Below are 15,622 nucleotides of genomic sequence, written 5' to 3'. Positions count from 1 at the left end.
TCCGTGGGTTCCGGGGAGGTATCCACCTCAGCCCTTGCCGGATGACAGGGACGGGTTGGCGGATTTCAGCAGCCGTTCGAGGATCAGCATCAGGATCACATTGGGAACGACCAGGATCAGCGACAAAACGGCGGCATTGGGTCGAACGAAGTCCTGCCCGAGGGCCGAGAACAGCAGCGTCGGGACCGTGACGATGTCAGGCGTGCCGACGATATAGGCGATGGCGAATTCCTCGATCGACTGGATGAAGACGATCAGCAGGCTGGCGAAAATGCCCGGTTTCAGCGCCGGCAGATACGCCACCTTGAAGCGCGACCAGTGCGATGCGCCCAGATCTCGGGCCGCGTCGATATGGTCCTGCCGCACCTGCTCGAAACTGACGGTCAGGATGCGGATCGCATAGGGCAGCGCCAGCACTGCATGAGCGAACAGGATCGCGCCGAAGCGCCATGTGTTCAGCCCAAGCTGGAACAACAGCGAGGTGAAGAAGATCGCCGTGACAAAGCCCGGCACCACCAGCGGCAGCAGGCAGGCCATCTTGGCAACCTCGCGGCCCGGGAAGCGGATGCGACCGAAGGCATAGGCGGTCGGCATCGCCAGCAGCAGCGACAGCATCGCCGCCAGAGGGGCCAGCGAATAGGAGGTGGCGAGCGCCTGTTTCAGGAGCGAGTTCTGCCACATATCCTTCCAGCGATAGAACGATATGGCGGGCGGCAGCAGCTTGTCGGCGGTCCACGGCTCGCTGGGGTCGACCAGCGACCACAGGATCGCCATGCCGAAGGGCAGCACCAGCCAGATCGCGCAGCCAATCAGCAGCAGGATCATCAGGCTGCGGTTCAGAAGCTTGTGGTTCATCTCAGTTTCCCCCGCAGGATGAAGCGCGTGGCAAGGGCGATCACGGCGGATCCCAGCATCGCCAGCACCATCAGCGTGACACCGACCACGGCAGCGGAATGCCAGTCGCCCCGGCCCTTGAAGCTGACCATCAACTGCGCCAGCGATTGCTTGTTGGTCGGACCGGCGATCACCTGAAAGCTGAAGTCGGCAAGCGCGCCGATGAAGATGATGATCATCGCCGCCTGCATGGCCGAGACCGAGAGCGGCGCAATCACCTTGCGGAACCGGTCCCAGCTTCCCGCACCCATATCGCGCGCCGCGTCCAGCACATCATCAGATATGCTCTGCACCGCGCCGGTCAGCAGCAGCAGCGCGAAAGGCACATTCTTCCAGATCTGAAGGATGACCACACCAATGGCGTTCGGATCGTTCTGCAAGCGCCGCGGCTCATCCCAGATACCGAGCCACTGCATCAACTGATTGACCAGCCCGTGATAGGCGATGATGTTGATGAACAGGAACGCCGCGACCAGCCCGTGAACCAGCATCGGCGCTTTCAGGATCGCGCCGATGGCCATTGAGCCGGGAAAGGGTTTGCGCAGCCAGATCGCCAGCGGATAGGCCAGCGCGACGGACAGGATGGCGCTGATGAACCCGATATAGAGCGAGTAATTCACTGAGCGCCAATACAGCTTGCGCTCCAGCATCTTGGCCCAGAAATCGAAGGTGAACATGCTGTCCCCAATGACGGCATACATGCCGAAGGACTGCGCGAAGGCGATCCAGACCACGGTGCCGATCAGCCCGAGGATAAGGCCCAACCCCGGCAGCAGCAGCAGGATCAGCGTGACTGTCTTGCGGATATTCATGCGCCCGGCTCCAGCAGGATGACGTCCTCGGGCGCGATGGAGAAGCGGACGGTCTCGCCCTCCGCCAACTCGGTGCGCGGCACCTGAAGCCGGTAGGTGACACCATTGGTTTCGACCAGAAGATCGGTGAAGGCACCCTGAAAGGCGCGATGAACGACGCGACCGGACAGCGTGCCGGCATCCGAAATCCGCGCCGCCTCCGGTCGCCAGCAAAGCGGCGTCTTGCCCTGAGCAGTGCTATCACGCGCGAATAGCTGCCCGATCGGTGTGTCGATCGCGCCGCCGGAGGCCATCCCGTCAAAGACATTCGCGGACCCGATGAAATCAGCGACAAATTTCGTGCGCGGACGGTAATACATGGCTTCCGGCGTATCGGCCTGCTCCACCCTCCCCTTGTTCATCACGAAGATGCGGTCGGACATCGCCAGCGCCTCGGACTGGTCATGGGTCACATAGATCGCGGTCAGCCCGTTCTCGCGCTGAATGCGCCGGATCTCGACCCGGACCTGATCGCGCAGCTTGGCGTCGAGGTTGGACAGCGGTTCATCGAACAGGATCACACCGGGCCGCATCGCCAACGCGCGCCCGAGGGACACGCGCTGCTGCTGACCGCCCGAAAGCTGGTTCGGCAACTTGTCGAGCTGCGCGCCCAGTTCAAGCTGCTCGGCCACCTCCGCCACGCGCGCATTGCGATCGGGGCCCGGCATCCCCTTCTGCTTCAACCCGAATTCGAGGTTTTCCCGCACCGTCAGATGCGGAAACAGGGCGTAGGACTGAAAACACAGCGCCGTATCCCGCGCCTCCGGCGGCAGCCGCGTCACCTCCTTGTCGCCGATGACAATCCGCCCCTCGGTCGGGGTCAGAAAGCCGGAGATCATTTTCAGCAATGTTGTCTTGCCGCAGCCCGATGGGCCAAGCAGGGTCACGAACTCACCCGGAGCAACATCGAAGCCGATGCCATTAACCGCTGTGAACTTGTCGAACCGCATTACCAGATTATCAGCGGATATGCCCGTCATAGCGGTCATCGCCTCCTTTGTTGATCGCTCGAATCAAATATTACCCATTTTGAGTAAAATTAAGATGACAGTCCTTTCCGCGCCGCCATCCCGTCGAATTCACCCTTCTGCCCCGCCGTGCTACACACGGGATAGAGGAGATGCAGACCAGAGTTCAGCGCTATGATTGAAAACGATATTTTCGGAATATCGCGCAGCGGGTCGATGATTCTCGACGCGGTCCGGCAGTCGCAGGCGATCTCGCGCTCCGATCTGACGGCGGCGACGGGGCTGCCGCAGCAAACCGTTCACCGGCTGAGTTCCGAACTGCTCGACAACGGCCTGCTCGCCAGCCTGCCGCCAAAGATCAAGGGCCGCGGCAAACCCAGCCCCGAGCTTGCAACGCGGGCGGATGGGGCCTTCGGCTTCGGGCTGGCTGTCGACACCGATACTTGCCGCCTTTGCGCCGTCGATCTGGACGGGACGATCCGCTGGTCAGCGACACTGGAGTCTGCGCCGAACGATCCCGACCGCGTTATCGATGAAACCCGCGCCCTCGTGGCGGCGGTCATCAGGGAACTGGCGCTGCCCCGCGACCGGATCGCCGGGCTGGGCGTTTCCATGCAAGGGTTCCGTAACACCCGCGACACGGCGTTCCGCACGCCGACGCGACTGGATCGCTGGGACAGGGTCGAGGTGCAAAGCCGCTTCGGCATGATCGACGGGCTGCCGACATTGGCGGAAAATAACGCCACGCTGGGCGCAATCGCGGAACTCTGGACCGGCGCAGGACGTCAGCATTCGGGGTTTGCCTATCTGTCGTTCAATTTCGGCTTCGGCGCGGGCGTCGTGCTGGACGGGCGGCCCTATCTCGGCAGCAGCCTGAATGCCGGGGAAATCTCGCGCATCTATACCGAAGAGGAAAACGAAGTCCGCCCGGCATTGCAAATCCTGCTGAAGGAGTTGCGCAAGGACGGGATCGAGATCGAAAGCATCGCGCAGCTTCGCGCCTCCTACGACCCGGACTGGCCCACCATTGACCGATGGGTGTCGCTGGTCGCGCCGCAACTGAATATCGCATTGCGGGCCATCGTCGCCCTGCTCGATCCGAGTATCGTCATTTTCGGCGGCGAAGCCCCGGCGGATCTGCGCCAGCGGCTGATCCGCGCCGCCGATCTGGAGGTCGATGACGGAAGGGGGCGCGAAATCCCCCTGCCCGATCTGGTTCTGGGCCGCAATGACAGCGACCCCAGCCTGATCGGCGCGTCCCTGCTGCCGATCCTCACACGGCTGTTCCGCTGGTAAGGAGAACGCGCCGCGAGATGTGACGCCGCCGCCCCGTTCACCACGGAAAACCGCCCTATTGATGCGCACGGGTTGCAATACGAAGGTCGCGCCCCTATCAGACGCCGCATGAACACGGACCCGGGTGAGATCCCCGGGTGGCTCTTCCGGCCGCCGATCCGCCGGACAACCGCGAACACACCCAGTCACCTCTCCGGCGCCTTTCAGGGCCGGTCAGCAACGGATTGTTTATGATTTCAATGGAACGCTATCGCCGGGAATGGTTCGGCAACAACCGCCGCGACCTGCTCTCCGGCCTCGTCGTCGCGCTGGCCCTCATCCCCGAGGCCATCGCCTTTTCAATCATCGCCGGCGTCGACCCCAAGGTCGGGCTATACGCCTCCTTCTCGATTGCCGTCATCACGGCCATCGCGGGCGGGCGGCCCGGTATGATCTCTGCCGCCACGGCGGCGACGGCGGTGCTGATGGTCACGCTGGTCCGGGATTACGGGCTGGAATATCTGCTGGCGGCGACGGTTCTGGCGGGGTTGCTGCAAATCGGCATGGGGCTGCTGCGACTGGGTTTCGTCATGCGCTATGTCTCACGCTCCGTCATGACGGGCTTCGTCAATGCGCTGGCGATCCTGATCTTCATGGCGCAACTGCCGGAGCTTGATCCGCGCGTGGTCAACTGGCTGACCTATGTGCTGGTCGCAGCGGGGCTGGCGATCATCTATCTGTTCCCGCGGATCAACCGCACCATCCCCTCGCCGCTTGTCACCATCGTGGTGCTGACGACGCTGAGCATGATGTTCAACTGGGATGTCCGCGTCGTCGGCGATATGGGCGCGCTGCCCGATACGCTGCCGATGTTCCTGATCCCCGATGTGCCGGTGAATTTCGAGACGCTGGCGATCATCTTTCCCTATTCGCTGGCCGTCGCCGTGGTCGGGCTGCTGGAAAGCCTGATGACGCAGAACCTCGTCGACGACCTGACGGACGTGAAAACCGACCGCAATCAGGAATGCATCGGTCAGGGGCTTGCCAATACCGCGACCGGATTTATCGGCGGCATGGCGGGCTGTGCCATGATCGGGCAATCCATGATCAACGTGAAATCCGGCGGACGCGGGCGGTTGTCCTGCGGCTTTGCCGGGGTGATGCTGCTGATCTTCGTCGTGTTCCTCGACCGCTGGGTCGCGCAGATCCCGATGCCGGCGCTTGTCGCGATCATGATCATGGTGTCGGTCGGGACATTCTCATGGTCGTCCATTGAGTCGCTGCGCACCCATCCGCGTTCTTCTTCGATCGTCATGGTCGCCACCGTGGTCGCCGTGGTCTGGACCCATAACCTCGCCATCGGCGTGCTGGTCGGCGTGCTGCTGTCGGGCATCTTCTTCGCCGCCAAGATCGCCCAGCTTTTCCGCGTCACGTCGGAACTGAGCCAAGATGGGCGCACCCGTATTTATCGCGTCGAAGGCCAGCTTTTCTACGGCTCGGTCGAGGATTTCATGGCGGCATTTGATTTCCGCGAGATCGTGGAGCGTGTGGTGATAGATGTCTCTGCCGCCCATATCTGGGATATTTCATCCGTGCAGGCGCTCGACATGGCGGTGCTGAAATTCCGCCGGGACGGGGCCGAGGTGGAGATTGTCGGCATGAACGCAGCATCGGAAACCATCGTCGACAAGCTCGCCACGCATGACAAGCCGGGCGCAATGGATAAGCTGCTCGCGCATTGAGGGAGGCAGGTATGACACAGAAAATCATCGCTTTCGTGGACGGTTCGGCCTATTCGGCCAGCGTCTGCGCCCATGCCGCATGGATCGCGACACGCAGCGGCGCGCCGGTCGAGTTGCTTCATGTGCTGGATCGCAGCGCCAGCGCGGAGAAGCAGGATCTGTCGGGCGCGATCCAGCTTGGTGCGCGAAGTACGCTGCTGAGCCATCTTGCCGATCTCGACGCCGAACGCTCCAAACTGCTGGCGGAGCATGGGCGGGCGATCCTCGATGACGGGCGCGCGATCGTGGAGCAGGCGGGCGTCACCAATGTCACGACAAGGCTGCGGCAGGGCGATATTGTCGAGGCCGTGGCGGATATCGAAACCGAAGCCCGCGTCATCCTGATCGGCAAGCGTGGCGAGGCAGCGGATTTCGCCAAGGGCCATCTCGGTTCCAATATGGAACGGATCGTCAGGGCGACGAAACGCCCGGTCCTCGTCGCCTCGCGTGCCTTCCGCCCGATCCTCAAGGTTCTGGTGGCATGGGATGGCGGCGCGTCGGTGCGGCGCGCAGTCGATCATCTGGCGGGGAGCGAGGTGTTTCAGGGCCTCGCCATCCATGTGGTGACGGTCGCCCGCGACACTTCCGACGCGCGCGCCAGCCTTGCCGAAGCTGAGGCGGTACTGAGCGGGGCCGGGATCAAGACCACAACCGCAATCATCGACGGGCAGCCGGAAACGGCGCTCAGCAAGCTGGTAGAAACGGACGGGTTCGACATGCTGGTGATGGGGGCTTACGGGCATAGCCGCATCCGCAATCTCATCATCGGATCGACGTCGTCGGAAATGGTTCGTTCCTGCAAGGTTCCGGTGGTTCTGCTGCGCTGACAAACCGCTGCGCAGGCGTTACATCAGCGACGCCTGCGCCGTCACAAAAGTGACACTCAACTGTAAGCAGACAGTTACGTTGGAATGACATGAGGATTCCGGATCAACCGGAGTATCCCCATGTTTTTACGTTTAGCTGCCACATCTTCCCTCGGGCTCATCCTCGCGACGTCTGCAATCGCGCAGGTTGAAATCGCTCAGCAGGACAGCGAATGGTTCACCAGTGCCGAAGCGCGTCTGGCCGAGCTTGAAGCCGTTCAGCCGAACACCGGCAAGGCCAAGAACGTCATCCTGTTTATCGCGGATGGTAACGGCGTCGGCACCAACTACGCCACCCGCCTTTGGGTCGGTCAGCAGGCCGGCGGCAATGGCGAGGATTACGTCCTGCCGCAGGAAGCCTTCCCGAACCTGGCGCTGGTCAAAACCTACACCACCAACGGTCAGACCCCGGATTCGGCCCCGACCGCCAGCTCCATGAACACCGGCATCAAGTCGCGTAACGGCACCATCAATATCGACGATGCCGGCGGCTACGACAATTGCGAAGGCGCGGCGAATGCCGGTCTGACCACCTTCTCCGAAATCGTGTCCGACATGGGCAAGTCGGTCGGCGTCGTCTCGACCGCGCGCATCACCCATGCCACCCCGGCTGCGGTCTACGCCAAGACCACCAACCGTGACTGGGAAGACAACACCGCCCTGCCGGAAGGCTGCGCGCAGAAGGACATCGCGGCTCAGCTGGTCGACGCCATCGACGCTGGCACCGTTGATCTTGCGCTTGGCGGCGGTCGCCGTCACTTCCTGCCCAATGGCATCACCGATGACGAAGGTGGCGAAGGCCGCCGGACCGACGACCGCAACCTGATCGAGGAAGTCGTCGCCAAGGGCTGGCAGTATGTCTGGAACGACGAAACCGCCGCTGCCGCTGACCTGACCAAGCCGATCCTCGGCCTGTTCGAAGGCAGCCACATGCAGTACGAAGCCGACCGTGAGGGCGAGCCTTCGCTGGCTGAGATGACCGAAATGGCCATCACCAACCTGTCGAACAACGAAGAAGGCTTCTATCTTCAGGTCGAGGCTGGCCGCGTCGACCACGCCAACCACGACGGCAACCTGTCGCGTGCCGTTCAGGACGGTGCCGCTTTCGCTGAAGCCATTCAGAAAGCGGTCGAGATGGTCGACCCGGAAGAAACCCTGATCGTCGTCACCGCCGACCATGAACACGCGCTGGCCTTCAACGGCTATTGCGGTATCGGCTCCCCGATCACCGGGCTGTGCTACAATATCGACGACAACGGCAACGAGCATTCCGACGACCCGGCAATGGGTCTGGATGGCAAGCCCTACACCGTTGCCGGCTACCTGAACGGTCCGGGTTCGGTCATGGTTCAGGAAGAAGGTGCCAATGACTACACCGGCACCCGCCCCGCCGAACTGACCCAGGAAGAAGCCACCAATGTGGACTATCTGCAGCAGTCGCTGATCCCGGGCACCTCGGAAACCCACTCGGGTGAAGACGTTGCCGTCATGGCGTCCGGCCCGTGGGCACATCTGTTCCGCGGCGTGATCGAACAGAACATGATCTTCCACATCATGAACAAAGCGATCACTGCCGAGTAATCGATACGCGGCAAAAATCAGGGAGCGGTGCCGCGCGCGGCCCGCTCCTTTTTTTTATTTGCGCGGGCCTAAATTTATCTATGGATGCATTTGCGTCGCTGAATTGCTAGGTCGTGTTGACAAAAGGGATTCACATCAGGCTTTGAGCATGATTCAAGCTGGCATCTGCGATGGAGACCAGCTTGGCACGAGACCTTATGTCGGACGAGGAATGGACGTTCTTTGAGCGCTTCATCCTCGCCGTCCGCGCCCCGAACGGGCGTAAACCCACCAACCACCGCCTCGTTCTTGATGGGATTTTCTGGATTGCCCGAACCGGGGCGCCTTGGCGCGATCTTCCCGGGGAGTTCGGCAAGTGGTCGAGCGTCTATCGGCAATTCCGGCGCTGGACGTTGGCCGGGCTCTGGGAGGACATCATGGAGGCACTGAACCAGAGCGGAGCTGTGCCAAGCGCCCTGCAGATGATCGACAGCACCGTAATCCGCGCCCACCATCAGGCAGCGGGCGCTAAAGGGGGACTCCACGACAGGGTTTCGGCCGTTCTCGAGGTGGCTTTACGACCAAGATCCACCTCCTCGTCAATGCACACGGGCTTCCCATGAGGACAGAGATCACGCCAGGCCAGACGTCGGACTATCTCGGCTTCGATCTGGTGATGGCGGATAATCTGCCCCGCCCGAGCGTGCTGCTCGCGGATCGCGGCTACGATGCAGACAAGATCAGAGACGGCATGGAAGCGCGCAACGTCCTGCCCGTGATCCCGATGCGAAAGTCCCGCAAGAAGCGGATTGGTGTCGATCGCTCGCTGTATCGCCTGCGTAATCTGGTCGAACGCTGCTTCAACAAGCTCAAGAACGCCAGGCGTGTCGCGACCCGCTACGACAAGACGGCGGAAAGCTTCCTCGGCTTCATTGACATCACGTCGATCCGTCTCTGGATCCGCCATTTGTCAACATGACCTAAATACGCAGCCTGAAATGATCGGAAGATAAAAATTTCAGGAAAAAAAGACACATTTCCGGTTAAAAACCTGAAACCCTCGCCCGATCAGCCTTGGGATTCTTCAGGAATCTTAACAGCCGATTGCCAGAACTCATCTTATTGGTGTAGCATCTCGACACGACTCGCGCCAATAAATTGAGCAAATTGATCAAATTTCCCATGTCTTTATCAGAAAAACCTATTGATGAGAAAGCTGCGGCCGAAAAGGCCGCGCGTCGCGCAAAGAACGAAGAAAATCGAAAAAGACGGGAGGCAAGGGCCGCGGAAAAAGCGGAAAAGGAACTGAAGAAAGCCGAGCGCAAAAAAGCGGCCGAGGCGAGGGCCGAACGCAAGAAGGCGGCCGAAACCGGGGGTGAAGCCGAAGACCAGCAGCCGACGGAAGCCAAAGCCAAGAAAACGCCCGAAGCCAAAGCCGAAAAGAAGAAAGCGGGCGAGGCCAAGGCAAAAGGCAAGAAAAAGCCTGAGCCGCCGCAAAGGGCCATTCCCGCCGAAGCGGTGCCCGCGCCCTCGCCCGAGGTTTCGCGGCTGTTTAATATCCTGATCATCGCCCAGGCTGGTCGGCTGGAATATCAGGCGGCGCTTTTTGCCGAATCGCTGCGCAGTAACGCCCCGTCCTGGCGGGGTCGGCTGATCGTTGCGGAGCCGAACTCTGCGGGCGCATGGTCGGGTGCGGATACCCGCATCTCGGACGCGACGCGCGCGGTTCTGCAGGCCCGCGGAGCCGAAATCACGCCTTTCACAGCCCATCACTTCGGAAAATCCTATCCGCAGGGCAATAAGATCGAGGCGTTGTCGGTCCTGCCACCGGGCGAGGATTTCGTGTTTTTCGACACCGATACACTGGTTTCCGGCCCGTTGGAGCAGGTATCATTCGACTTCTCCCGCCCTTCCGCCTCCATGCATCACGAGGGGACATGGCCCTCGCCGCCGCTTTACGGGCCGGGATATAACGAAATCTGGAAATCGCTTTACGACCGTTTCGATCTCGATTTTGAAAGCTCGCTGGACCTTTCGCAGCCCGATGAGCATTGGGAGCGTTATCTTTATTTCAACGCCGGATGGTTCTTCGGCGCTGACCCCGCAGAATTCGGTCGCCGGTTTCTGGACTGGTCGCGCGCGATCTGGAATTCACCGGGGGAGGAGCTTGCCTCTCAGAAACTGGAACCGTGGCTGGATCAGGTCGCGCTGCCCTTGGTTATCCACAGCCTTGGCGGCGGAAGGCCCGGACCTGAACTTGACGGGCTTGACGGCGAGGTGACCTGTCACTGGCGGCATCTGCCGTTGCTTTACGCCTGCGGCAGCGATTGCAGCGTCGACGCGTTGGAGCGCGCCGCCGCCGCGCCCGATATTCAGAAACTGCTGAAGGGCTGGAAACCGGCGGACAAGCTGATCCACGACCGCCACGGTCTGACCTCGATCCGCCCGCTGTTCGACCGCGAAAACCTGCCTTCGAAAGAACAGGCCATCCGCCAGCAGATCAAGCGCGCAGGTTGGTGGGTGATCTGATCTGAAGGAAACGCCCCGGCGGATTGCTGCGCCGGGGCGGTCTTTTACTTGCCCGCGAGGACCGCATCGCAGCGGGCGCAGGTCCCGGCATGTGGATGCGTGCCGACATCGGGCAGGATCTTCCAGCAGCGCTGGCATTTCTCACCCTCGGCAGGTTCGAAGACCACACCGATGCCCTCGATATCCGGCATGCGGAACGCCTCTGCCGGGATCGGATCGGAGGTCAGATACAGATCCGAGGTGATGCAGATATCCTCGAAGCTGACGGTTTTGAGCGCCGCCAGCACATCGGCGTCACGGACATGCACGACCGGCGCAGCCTCAAGGCTGGCGCCGATTTCCTTGGCGGTCCGCTTGACCTCAAGCGCGGCCGTCACCACCCGGCGGGCGCGGCGGATACCGTCCCATTTCGCGGCCAAGGGCTCGTTCAACCAATCGACAGGCGTGTCGGGGAAATCGTGCAGATGCACGCTGTCGTCGTCGCTTGGGAAGCGGGACAGCCAGACATCCTCCATCGTGAACGGCAGGATCGGGGCGAGCCATGTCACCAGCCGGTGATACAGCAGATCCAGCACCGTCCGCGCCGCACGCCGCCGCGCGCTGTCCGTTGCGTCGCAATAGAGCGCGTCCTTGCGGATGTCGAAATAGAAGGACGACAGATCGACGGTGCAGAACTGGAACAGCGACTGGAACACGCCCTGAAAATCATAGGCGTCGTAGCCCTGCCGGACCCGCTGATCGAGCTGCGCGAGACGGTGCAGCACCCATTGTTCCAGCTCTGGCATCTCCGCCGGGTCGAGGCGTTCGGCATCGCTGAACCCGTCCAGATTGCCCAGCATGAAGCGCAGCGTATTGCGCAGGCGGCGATAGCTGTCGGCGGTGCCTTTCAGGATCTCCGGCCCAATGCGGCTGTCGGCGGTGTAATCCACCTGCGCCACCCAGAGCCGCAGGATGTCTGCACCATATTGTTCGATGACCTCGGCGGGCAAGATGGTGTTGCCGAGCGATTTGGACATTTTCATGCCCTTCTCATCCAGCGTGAAGCCATGCGTCAGCACGCCGCGATAGGGCGCACGGCCCTTGGTCGCGGAGGCCTGCAACAGCGAGGACTGGAACCAGCCGCGATGCTGGTCGGTGCCTTCCAGATAGAGATCCGCAATCCCGTCCGCCGCGCCATCCACCCGGTCGCGGATCACGAACGCATGGGTGGAACCGGAATCGAACCACACATCCAGCACGTCCATGACCTGATCGTAATCATCGGGGTTCGCGATACCGTCGAGCACCTTCGCCTTGAAGCCATCGGTATACCACGCATCGGCCCCGTCCGCCTCGAACGCCTCGACAATGCGGGCATTCACACGCGCGTCACGCAGCAGGAAGTCCTCCGCATCGGGTTTCAGCCCCTTGCGGACAAAGCAGGTCAGCGGCACACCCCATGCCCGCTGGCGCGACAGCACCCAGTCGGGACGGTTTTCGACCATCGAGTGAATCCGGTTCCGCCCGGTCCGCGGCGTCCATTTCACCAGCTCGTCGATGCTGGTCAGCGCGCGGGCGCGGATGGTTTTGCCGTAGTCATCCATGCCATCGTTCAGATCCCTGTCGATGGCGGCAAACCACTGTGCGGTATTGCGATAGATCAGCGGCGCCTTGGAGCGCCAGCTATGCGGGTAGCTGTGCTTGATCTTGCCCTTGGCGAGCAGTTTCCCGGCCCATGCGAGGTTCTTGATGACGCTGACATTGGCAGGTCCGTCCTTGCCATCGGGCTGGATGATCGCCTCGCCGCCGAAGATCGGCAGATCGGTGCGGTAAGACCCATCCGGCTCGACATTATAGGTCATCTTCAGCCCAAATTTCAGGCCAAGCTGATAGTCGTCGTCACCGTGGCTGGGCGCGGTATGGACGAAGCCGGTCCCTGCCTCATCCGTGACGTGATCGCCGGGCAGCATGGGGACATCGTAATCCCATTCGCCGCTTGCGTTCTCGACACCACGGAACGGGTGAGCAAGGGTCAGCCCTTCCAGTTCGGAGACCGCGACATCGCGCAGGCGCTTGTGCTCCGTCACCTTCGCGACCTGCATGACCTGTTCGGCCAGCGCATCGGCCAGCACCAGCTTTTCACCGGGCTGCGTCGTCGCGTTCTCCGCCGCTTCGGTCACCTCATAGAGGCCATAGGCGATCTCGGGGTTATAGGCGACAGCCCGGTTCTGCGGGATGGTCCAGGGCGTCGTGGTCCAGATGACCACGGACGCGCCTTCCAACTCGCCGCCAACCGGCGTGAACCGCACCCAGATCGTATGGCTGGTATGGTCGTGATACTCCACCTCGGCCTCGGCCAGCGCGGTCTTTTCGACCGGCGACCACATCACCGGTTTCGAGCCCTGATAAAGCGAGCCGTTCATCAAAAGCTTCATGAACTCCTCGGCAATCACCGCCTCGGCGTGGAAATTCATCGTCAGATAGGGATCGTCCCATTTGCCGGTGACGCCGAGCCGCTTGAATTCCTCGCGCTGCACGTCGATCCAGTGATCGGCGAAGTTGCGGCATTCGCGGCGGAACTCCACCGTGTCGACGGCGTCCTTGTCCATGCCTTTCTGACGGTACTGCTCCTCGATCTTCCATTCGATCGGCAGGCCGTGGCAGTCCCAGCCGGGCACATAGCGCGCATCGCGGCCCATCATCTGCTGGGAGCGGGTGATGAAATCCTTCAGCACCTTGTTCAGCGCGTGGCCGATATGAAGATTGCCGTTCGCGTAAGGAGGACCGTCATGCAGGATGAACGGCTTGCGGCCCTGCGTGCGGGTACGCAGCGTGTCGTAGATATTCAGCCGCGCCCAGCGGTCGAGCCATTCGGGCTCGCGCGCGGGCAGGCCGGCACGCATCGGAAAGTCGGTCTGCGGCAGGAAAACGGTGTCGCGGTAGTCGGTTGTATCGCTCATCGGCGGGAATCCTTCGGGTAGAAATAAGGCATACAAAATCCCGACGGCGCGGAACCCCTACGCCGCCGGGCGAATAATTCGTATGATCCGGCCCGGTTGATACATCTTGCGGGCTATATAAAAAGCGCAGCGACGGCCCGCAACCCGGCTTTGCGCCGGTTTTGGGCTTGTTCAGACGGCTTACGGCGTTATCTGCTAAAGATACGCCCTCAAATCCCGCCGCCATGACTGACACCCAGACGCCTGCCACCCAGACGCCGCGCCCTGCCCGTCCGGTCATCTCCGGGCGAGAGGCCACCGACGCGGCCCCTACACGCGACGCGGAGATCCGCCGCTTCGTCCGTCAGCGTTACGGGCTGCGCGGCACGCTGGCGCTGCATCGCGAGGCGCTTGGCTGGGATTTGCTGCGTGCGCCGGTGAATGTCGCAATGTCGCCGCTGTTTCTGATCGTGAAGCTGCTCTCCGCCCTGCTGTCGGTCATGGGCGCGAAGCGGGCGGCGGCATGGCTTTCAGGGCGGCAAATATTCCTGACCTCGAATGTCGCGCAGCGGATCGAGGCGGATTTGCAGGGCTTCGTGGCTGATCTCGACCGCAAGGGCATCGGCCCTGCCGCACCGCCCGACAGGATAAGGCGCGAAATCGCAGAACATGCCGAGATCCGCAATGCGGTCGCGGAAATCACCACCTCCGTCATGGTTTTCGCGGCAGGGCTGCTGATGTTCAGGCGCGCGACGCCGGGGGTGATTTCGCTGGCCGGACCACTGGCGGAGATGCGGGCCCACGGTTCGGCGGTCGAGAATTTCTGGCTTGGCGACCGTCTGGGCCGGGCGTGGTACTGGGCGTTCCCGGTCGAGCTGTCGCCGTGGCAGGTGATCGCGACCGGGGTGGTGCTGGCCCTGATCGCCTCGCTGATCACGACGTTTGCCGGGCTGATCGCGGATCCGGTGCAATCCCTTACCGGCACGCATCGCCGCCGTCTGACGCGGCTGCTGGAGCGGCTGGATCAGGCCGGGGAACAACCATCCTCAGGGCTGGCGCGCGAGCATATCCTTGCCCGTGTCGGCGATCTGTCGGATGCCGCACTGAGCGTGCTGCGAAGCTGGCGGGGATAGCTTGCCGCAACCCGGCCCTGCGACGGGCTGGCGCATTGCAAATCAGGCATATCCGGTCCATCTGGATTTCATGACCATTCCTGCGCGCTTTGACATCACCCCTGAGCAGATCGACCGCGTCGTTGCCGTGTTCTATGCCGCGATCCGGCGGCATGAGGTGCTGGGGCCGATCTTCGCCAACCACGTCACCGACTGGCCAGAGCATGAGGCCAAGATTGCCCGTTTCTGGCGCAATGCGATCCTGTTCGAGCGCAGCTATGACGGCAATCCGATGCGCGCCCATATGCAGGCCGGTGATGTCCGCGCTGAACATTTCGCGCCGTGGCTGATGCTGTTCGACGAAACCCTGCGCCGTACATTGCCGGAGGCCCCGGCCGCGGCATGGTCCGTCCTCGCCCATCGGATCGGTGCCGGGCTGCGCATGGGGGTGGAGGATCTGCGCGCGCCGCCCAGCGGTCCTCCGGTCTTGCGCTGAGGCGCGAATCGGCGCAAACAAAACAGGAACAACCTGCGGAGCGCGCCATGAAGATCGACTATATCGAATTTTCCTCGCCAAAGCTGACCGAAACAAAGGATTTCTTCAGTCAGGCTTTCGGGTGGCGTTTCAACGATTACGGGCCCGAATATCAGGAACTGGCGGATGCCGGGATTTCGGGCGGGATCGCCGCCGGACCACTTGCCCCGCCGCTGGTGATCCTGCGGACCGGAGATCTGGAGGCGGCACTGGCGAAGGTCGAACAGGCCGGTGCGAAGATCACCAAGCCGATCTTCGATTTCCCCGGCGGGCGGCGTTTCGAGTTTCTGGAACCCGGCGGCACCGCAATGGCCGTCTGGTCGGAGACGTAGC

Annotated in this window: 13 protein-coding genes and 1 other annotated feature; of the genes, 9 read left to right on the top strand and 4 right to left on the bottom strand. The window is 62.1% G+C overall.

Features of this window, described 5'->3' with window-relative positions:
• Positions 1 to 27: 27 nt before the first annotated feature.
• From PAF12_RS02865 to PAF12_RS02855, 3 genes are read right to left on the bottom strand one after another with little or no spacing between them, the layout of a single operon-like run.
• Positions 28 to 855, bottom strand: coding sequence for an ABC transporter permease (locus PAF12_RS02865; RefSeq protein WP_271108510.1), 828 nt, complete (start codon positions 853 to 855; stop codon positions 28 to 30).
• Positions 852 to 1,706: an ABC transporter permease gene (locus PAF12_RS02860; protein ID WP_271108509.1), complete on the bottom strand. Its 855-nt coding sequence runs from the start codon at positions 1,704 to 1,706 to the stop codon at positions 852 to 854. Before PAF12_RS02860 ends, PAF12_RS02865 begins: the two co-directional genes overlap by 4 nt.
• A complete protein-coding gene (locus PAF12_RS02855) occupies positions 1,703 to 2,734 on the bottom strand; it encodes an ABC transporter ATP-binding protein (protein WP_271108508.1) in 1,032 nt (343 codons plus the stop codon). The genes PAF12_RS02860 and PAF12_RS02855 overlap by 4 nt, the downstream gene beginning before the upstream one ends.
• Before the next feature lie 153 nt (positions 2,735 to 2,887).
• On the opposite strand from PAF12_RS02855, the gene PAF12_RS02850 reads away from it, so the two are divergent.
• From PAF12_RS02850 to PAF12_RS02825, 6 genes are all read left to right on the top strand, one after another.
• Positions 2,888 to 4,009 carry an ROK family transcriptional regulator gene (locus tag PAF12_RS02850; protein WP_271108507.1) on the top strand — a complete coding sequence of 374 codons (1,122 nt, stop codon included), beginning with the start codon at positions 2,888 to 2,890 and terminating at the stop codon, positions 4,007 to 4,009.
• A gap of 113 nt (positions 4,010 to 4,122) precedes the next feature.
• Positions 4,123 to 4,180 (top strand) — a sequence feature (sul1 is cis-regulatory element that is thought to sense ions involved in sulfur or methionine metabolism; They are found in Alphaproteobacteria).
• 59 nt (positions 4,181 to 4,239) lie between these two features.
• On the top strand, positions 4,240 to 5,730 hold the full coding sequence (locus PAF12_RS02845) for a SulP family inorganic anion transporter (protein WP_271108506.1): 1,491 nt from the start codon (positions 4,240 to 4,242) through the stop codon (positions 5,728 to 5,730).
• 11 nt (positions 5,731 to 5,741) lie between these two features.
• Complete coding sequence (locus PAF12_RS02840) at positions 5,742 to 6,596, top strand: universal stress protein (RefSeq protein WP_271108505.1); 855 nt, start codon at positions 5,742 to 5,744, stop codon at positions 6,594 to 6,596.
• Positions 6,597 to 6,716: 120 nt separating this feature from the next.
• Positions 6,717 to 8,216 carry an alkaline phosphatase gene (locus tag PAF12_RS02835; RefSeq protein WP_271108504.1) on the top strand — a complete coding sequence of 500 codons (1,500 nt, stop codon included), beginning with the start codon at positions 6,717 to 6,719 and terminating at the stop codon, positions 8,214 to 8,216.
• Positions 8,217 to 8,386: 170 nt separating this feature from the next.
• Positions 8,387 to 9,174, top strand: a protein-coding gene (locus PAF12_RS02830; RefSeq protein ID WP_173485039.1) for an IS5 family transposase whose coding sequence is annotated in 2 segments (ribosomal slippage) — positions 8,387 to 8,726 and positions 8,726 to 9,174 — 789 coding nt in all. Because the reading frame shifts where the segments join, the coding sequence is not laid out codon by codon here.
• A gap of 203 nt (positions 9,175 to 9,377) precedes the next feature.
• The gene (locus PAF12_RS02825; RefSeq protein ID WP_271108503.1) at positions 9,378 to 10,724 is read left to right on the top strand and encodes a cell envelope integrity protein TolA; all 1,347 of its coding nucleotides are present in this window, start codon (positions 9,378 to 9,380) and stop codon (positions 10,722 to 10,724) included.
• Between the two features lie 44 nt (positions 10,725 to 10,768).
• Here PAF12_RS02825 and ileS read toward each other — a convergent pair whose 3' ends face one another.
• The gene (ileS, locus tag PAF12_RS02820; RefSeq protein WP_271108502.1) at positions 10,769 to 13,663 is read right to left on the bottom strand and encodes an isoleucine--tRNA ligase; all 2,895 of its coding nucleotides are present in this window, start codon (positions 13,661 to 13,663) and stop codon (positions 10,769 to 10,771) included.
• Between the two features lie 224 nt (positions 13,664 to 13,887).
• Between ileS and PAF12_RS02815 the strand changes: the two genes are divergently transcribed.
• The 3 genes from PAF12_RS02815 to PAF12_RS02805 all read left to right on the top strand — a co-directional run bounded on the left by PAF12_RS02815 (position 13,888) and on the right by PAF12_RS02805 (position 15,621).
• On the top strand, positions 13,888 to 14,775 hold the full coding sequence (locus PAF12_RS02815) for a DUF6635 family protein (protein WP_271108501.1): 888 nt from the start codon (positions 13,888 to 13,890) through the stop codon (positions 14,773 to 14,775).
• Between the two features lie 70 nt (positions 14,776 to 14,845).
• Positions 14,846 to 15,250, top strand: a complete 405-nt coding sequence (locus PAF12_RS02810; protein ID WP_271108500.1) for a group III truncated hemoglobin — start codon at positions 14,846 to 14,848, stop codon at positions 15,248 to 15,250.
• A gap of 47 nt (positions 15,251 to 15,297) precedes the next feature.
• Positions 15,298 to 15,621 carry a VOC family protein gene (locus PAF12_RS02805; protein WP_271108499.1) on the top strand — a complete coding sequence of 108 codons (324 nt, stop codon included), beginning with the start codon at positions 15,298 to 15,300 and terminating at the stop codon, positions 15,619 to 15,621.
• Position 15,622 lies beyond the last annotated feature (1 nt).

Source organism: Paracoccus sp. SCSIO 75233 (assembly GCF_027912675.1).
Lineage (GTDB): Bacteria > Pseudomonadota > Alphaproteobacteria > Rhodobacterales > Rhodobacteraceae > Paracoccus.
The sequence above is the reverse complement of the archived record's forward strand: the minus strand, read 5'-3'. Positions and strand labels throughout refer to the sequence as shown.

Excerpts from the sequence above, each read along its gene's own strand:
- PAF12_RS02865 (WP_271108510.1), bottom strand. The coding sequence starts at position 855 with ATGAACCACAAGCTTCTGAACCGCAGCCTGATGATCCTGCTGCTGATT.
- PAF12_RS02860 (WP_271108509.1), bottom strand. The coding sequence starts at position 1,706 with ATGAATATCCGCAAGACAGTCACGCTGATCCTGCTGCTGCTGCCGGGG.
- PAF12_RS02855 (WP_271108508.1), bottom strand. The coding sequence starts at position 2,734 with ATGACCGCTATGACGGGCATATCCGCTGATAATCTGGTAATGCGGTTC.
- PAF12_RS02850 (WP_271108507.1), top strand. The coding sequence starts at position 2,888 with ATGATTGAAAACGATATTTTCGGAATATCGCGCAGCGGGTCGATGATT.
- PAF12_RS02845 (WP_271108506.1), top strand. The coding sequence starts at position 4,240 with ATGATTTCAATGGAACGCTATCGCCGGGAATGGTTCGGCAACAACCGC.
- PAF12_RS02840 (WP_271108505.1), top strand. The coding sequence starts at position 5,742 with ATGACACAGAAAATCATCGCTTTCGTGGACGGTTCGGCCTATTCGGCC.
- PAF12_RS02835 (WP_271108504.1), top strand. The coding sequence starts at position 6,717 with ATGTTTTTACGTTTAGCTGCCACATCTTCCCTCGGGCTCATCCTCGCG.
- PAF12_RS02825 (WP_271108503.1), top strand. The coding sequence starts at position 9,378 with ATGTCTTTATCAGAAAAACCTATTGATGAGAAAGCTGCGGCCGAAAAG.
- ileS (WP_271108502.1), bottom strand. The coding sequence starts at position 13,663 with ATGAGCGATACAACCGACTACCGCGACACCGTTTTCCTGCCGCAGACC.
- PAF12_RS02815 (WP_271108501.1), top strand. The coding sequence starts at position 13,888 with ATGACTGACACCCAGACGCCTGCCACCCAGACGCCGCGCCCTGCCCGT.
- PAF12_RS02810 (WP_271108500.1), top strand. The coding sequence starts at position 14,846 with ATGACCATTCCTGCGCGCTTTGACATCACCCCTGAGCAGATCGACCGC.
- PAF12_RS02805 (WP_271108499.1), top strand. The coding sequence starts at position 15,298 with ATGAAGATCGACTATATCGAATTTTCCTCGCCAAAGCTGACCGAAACA.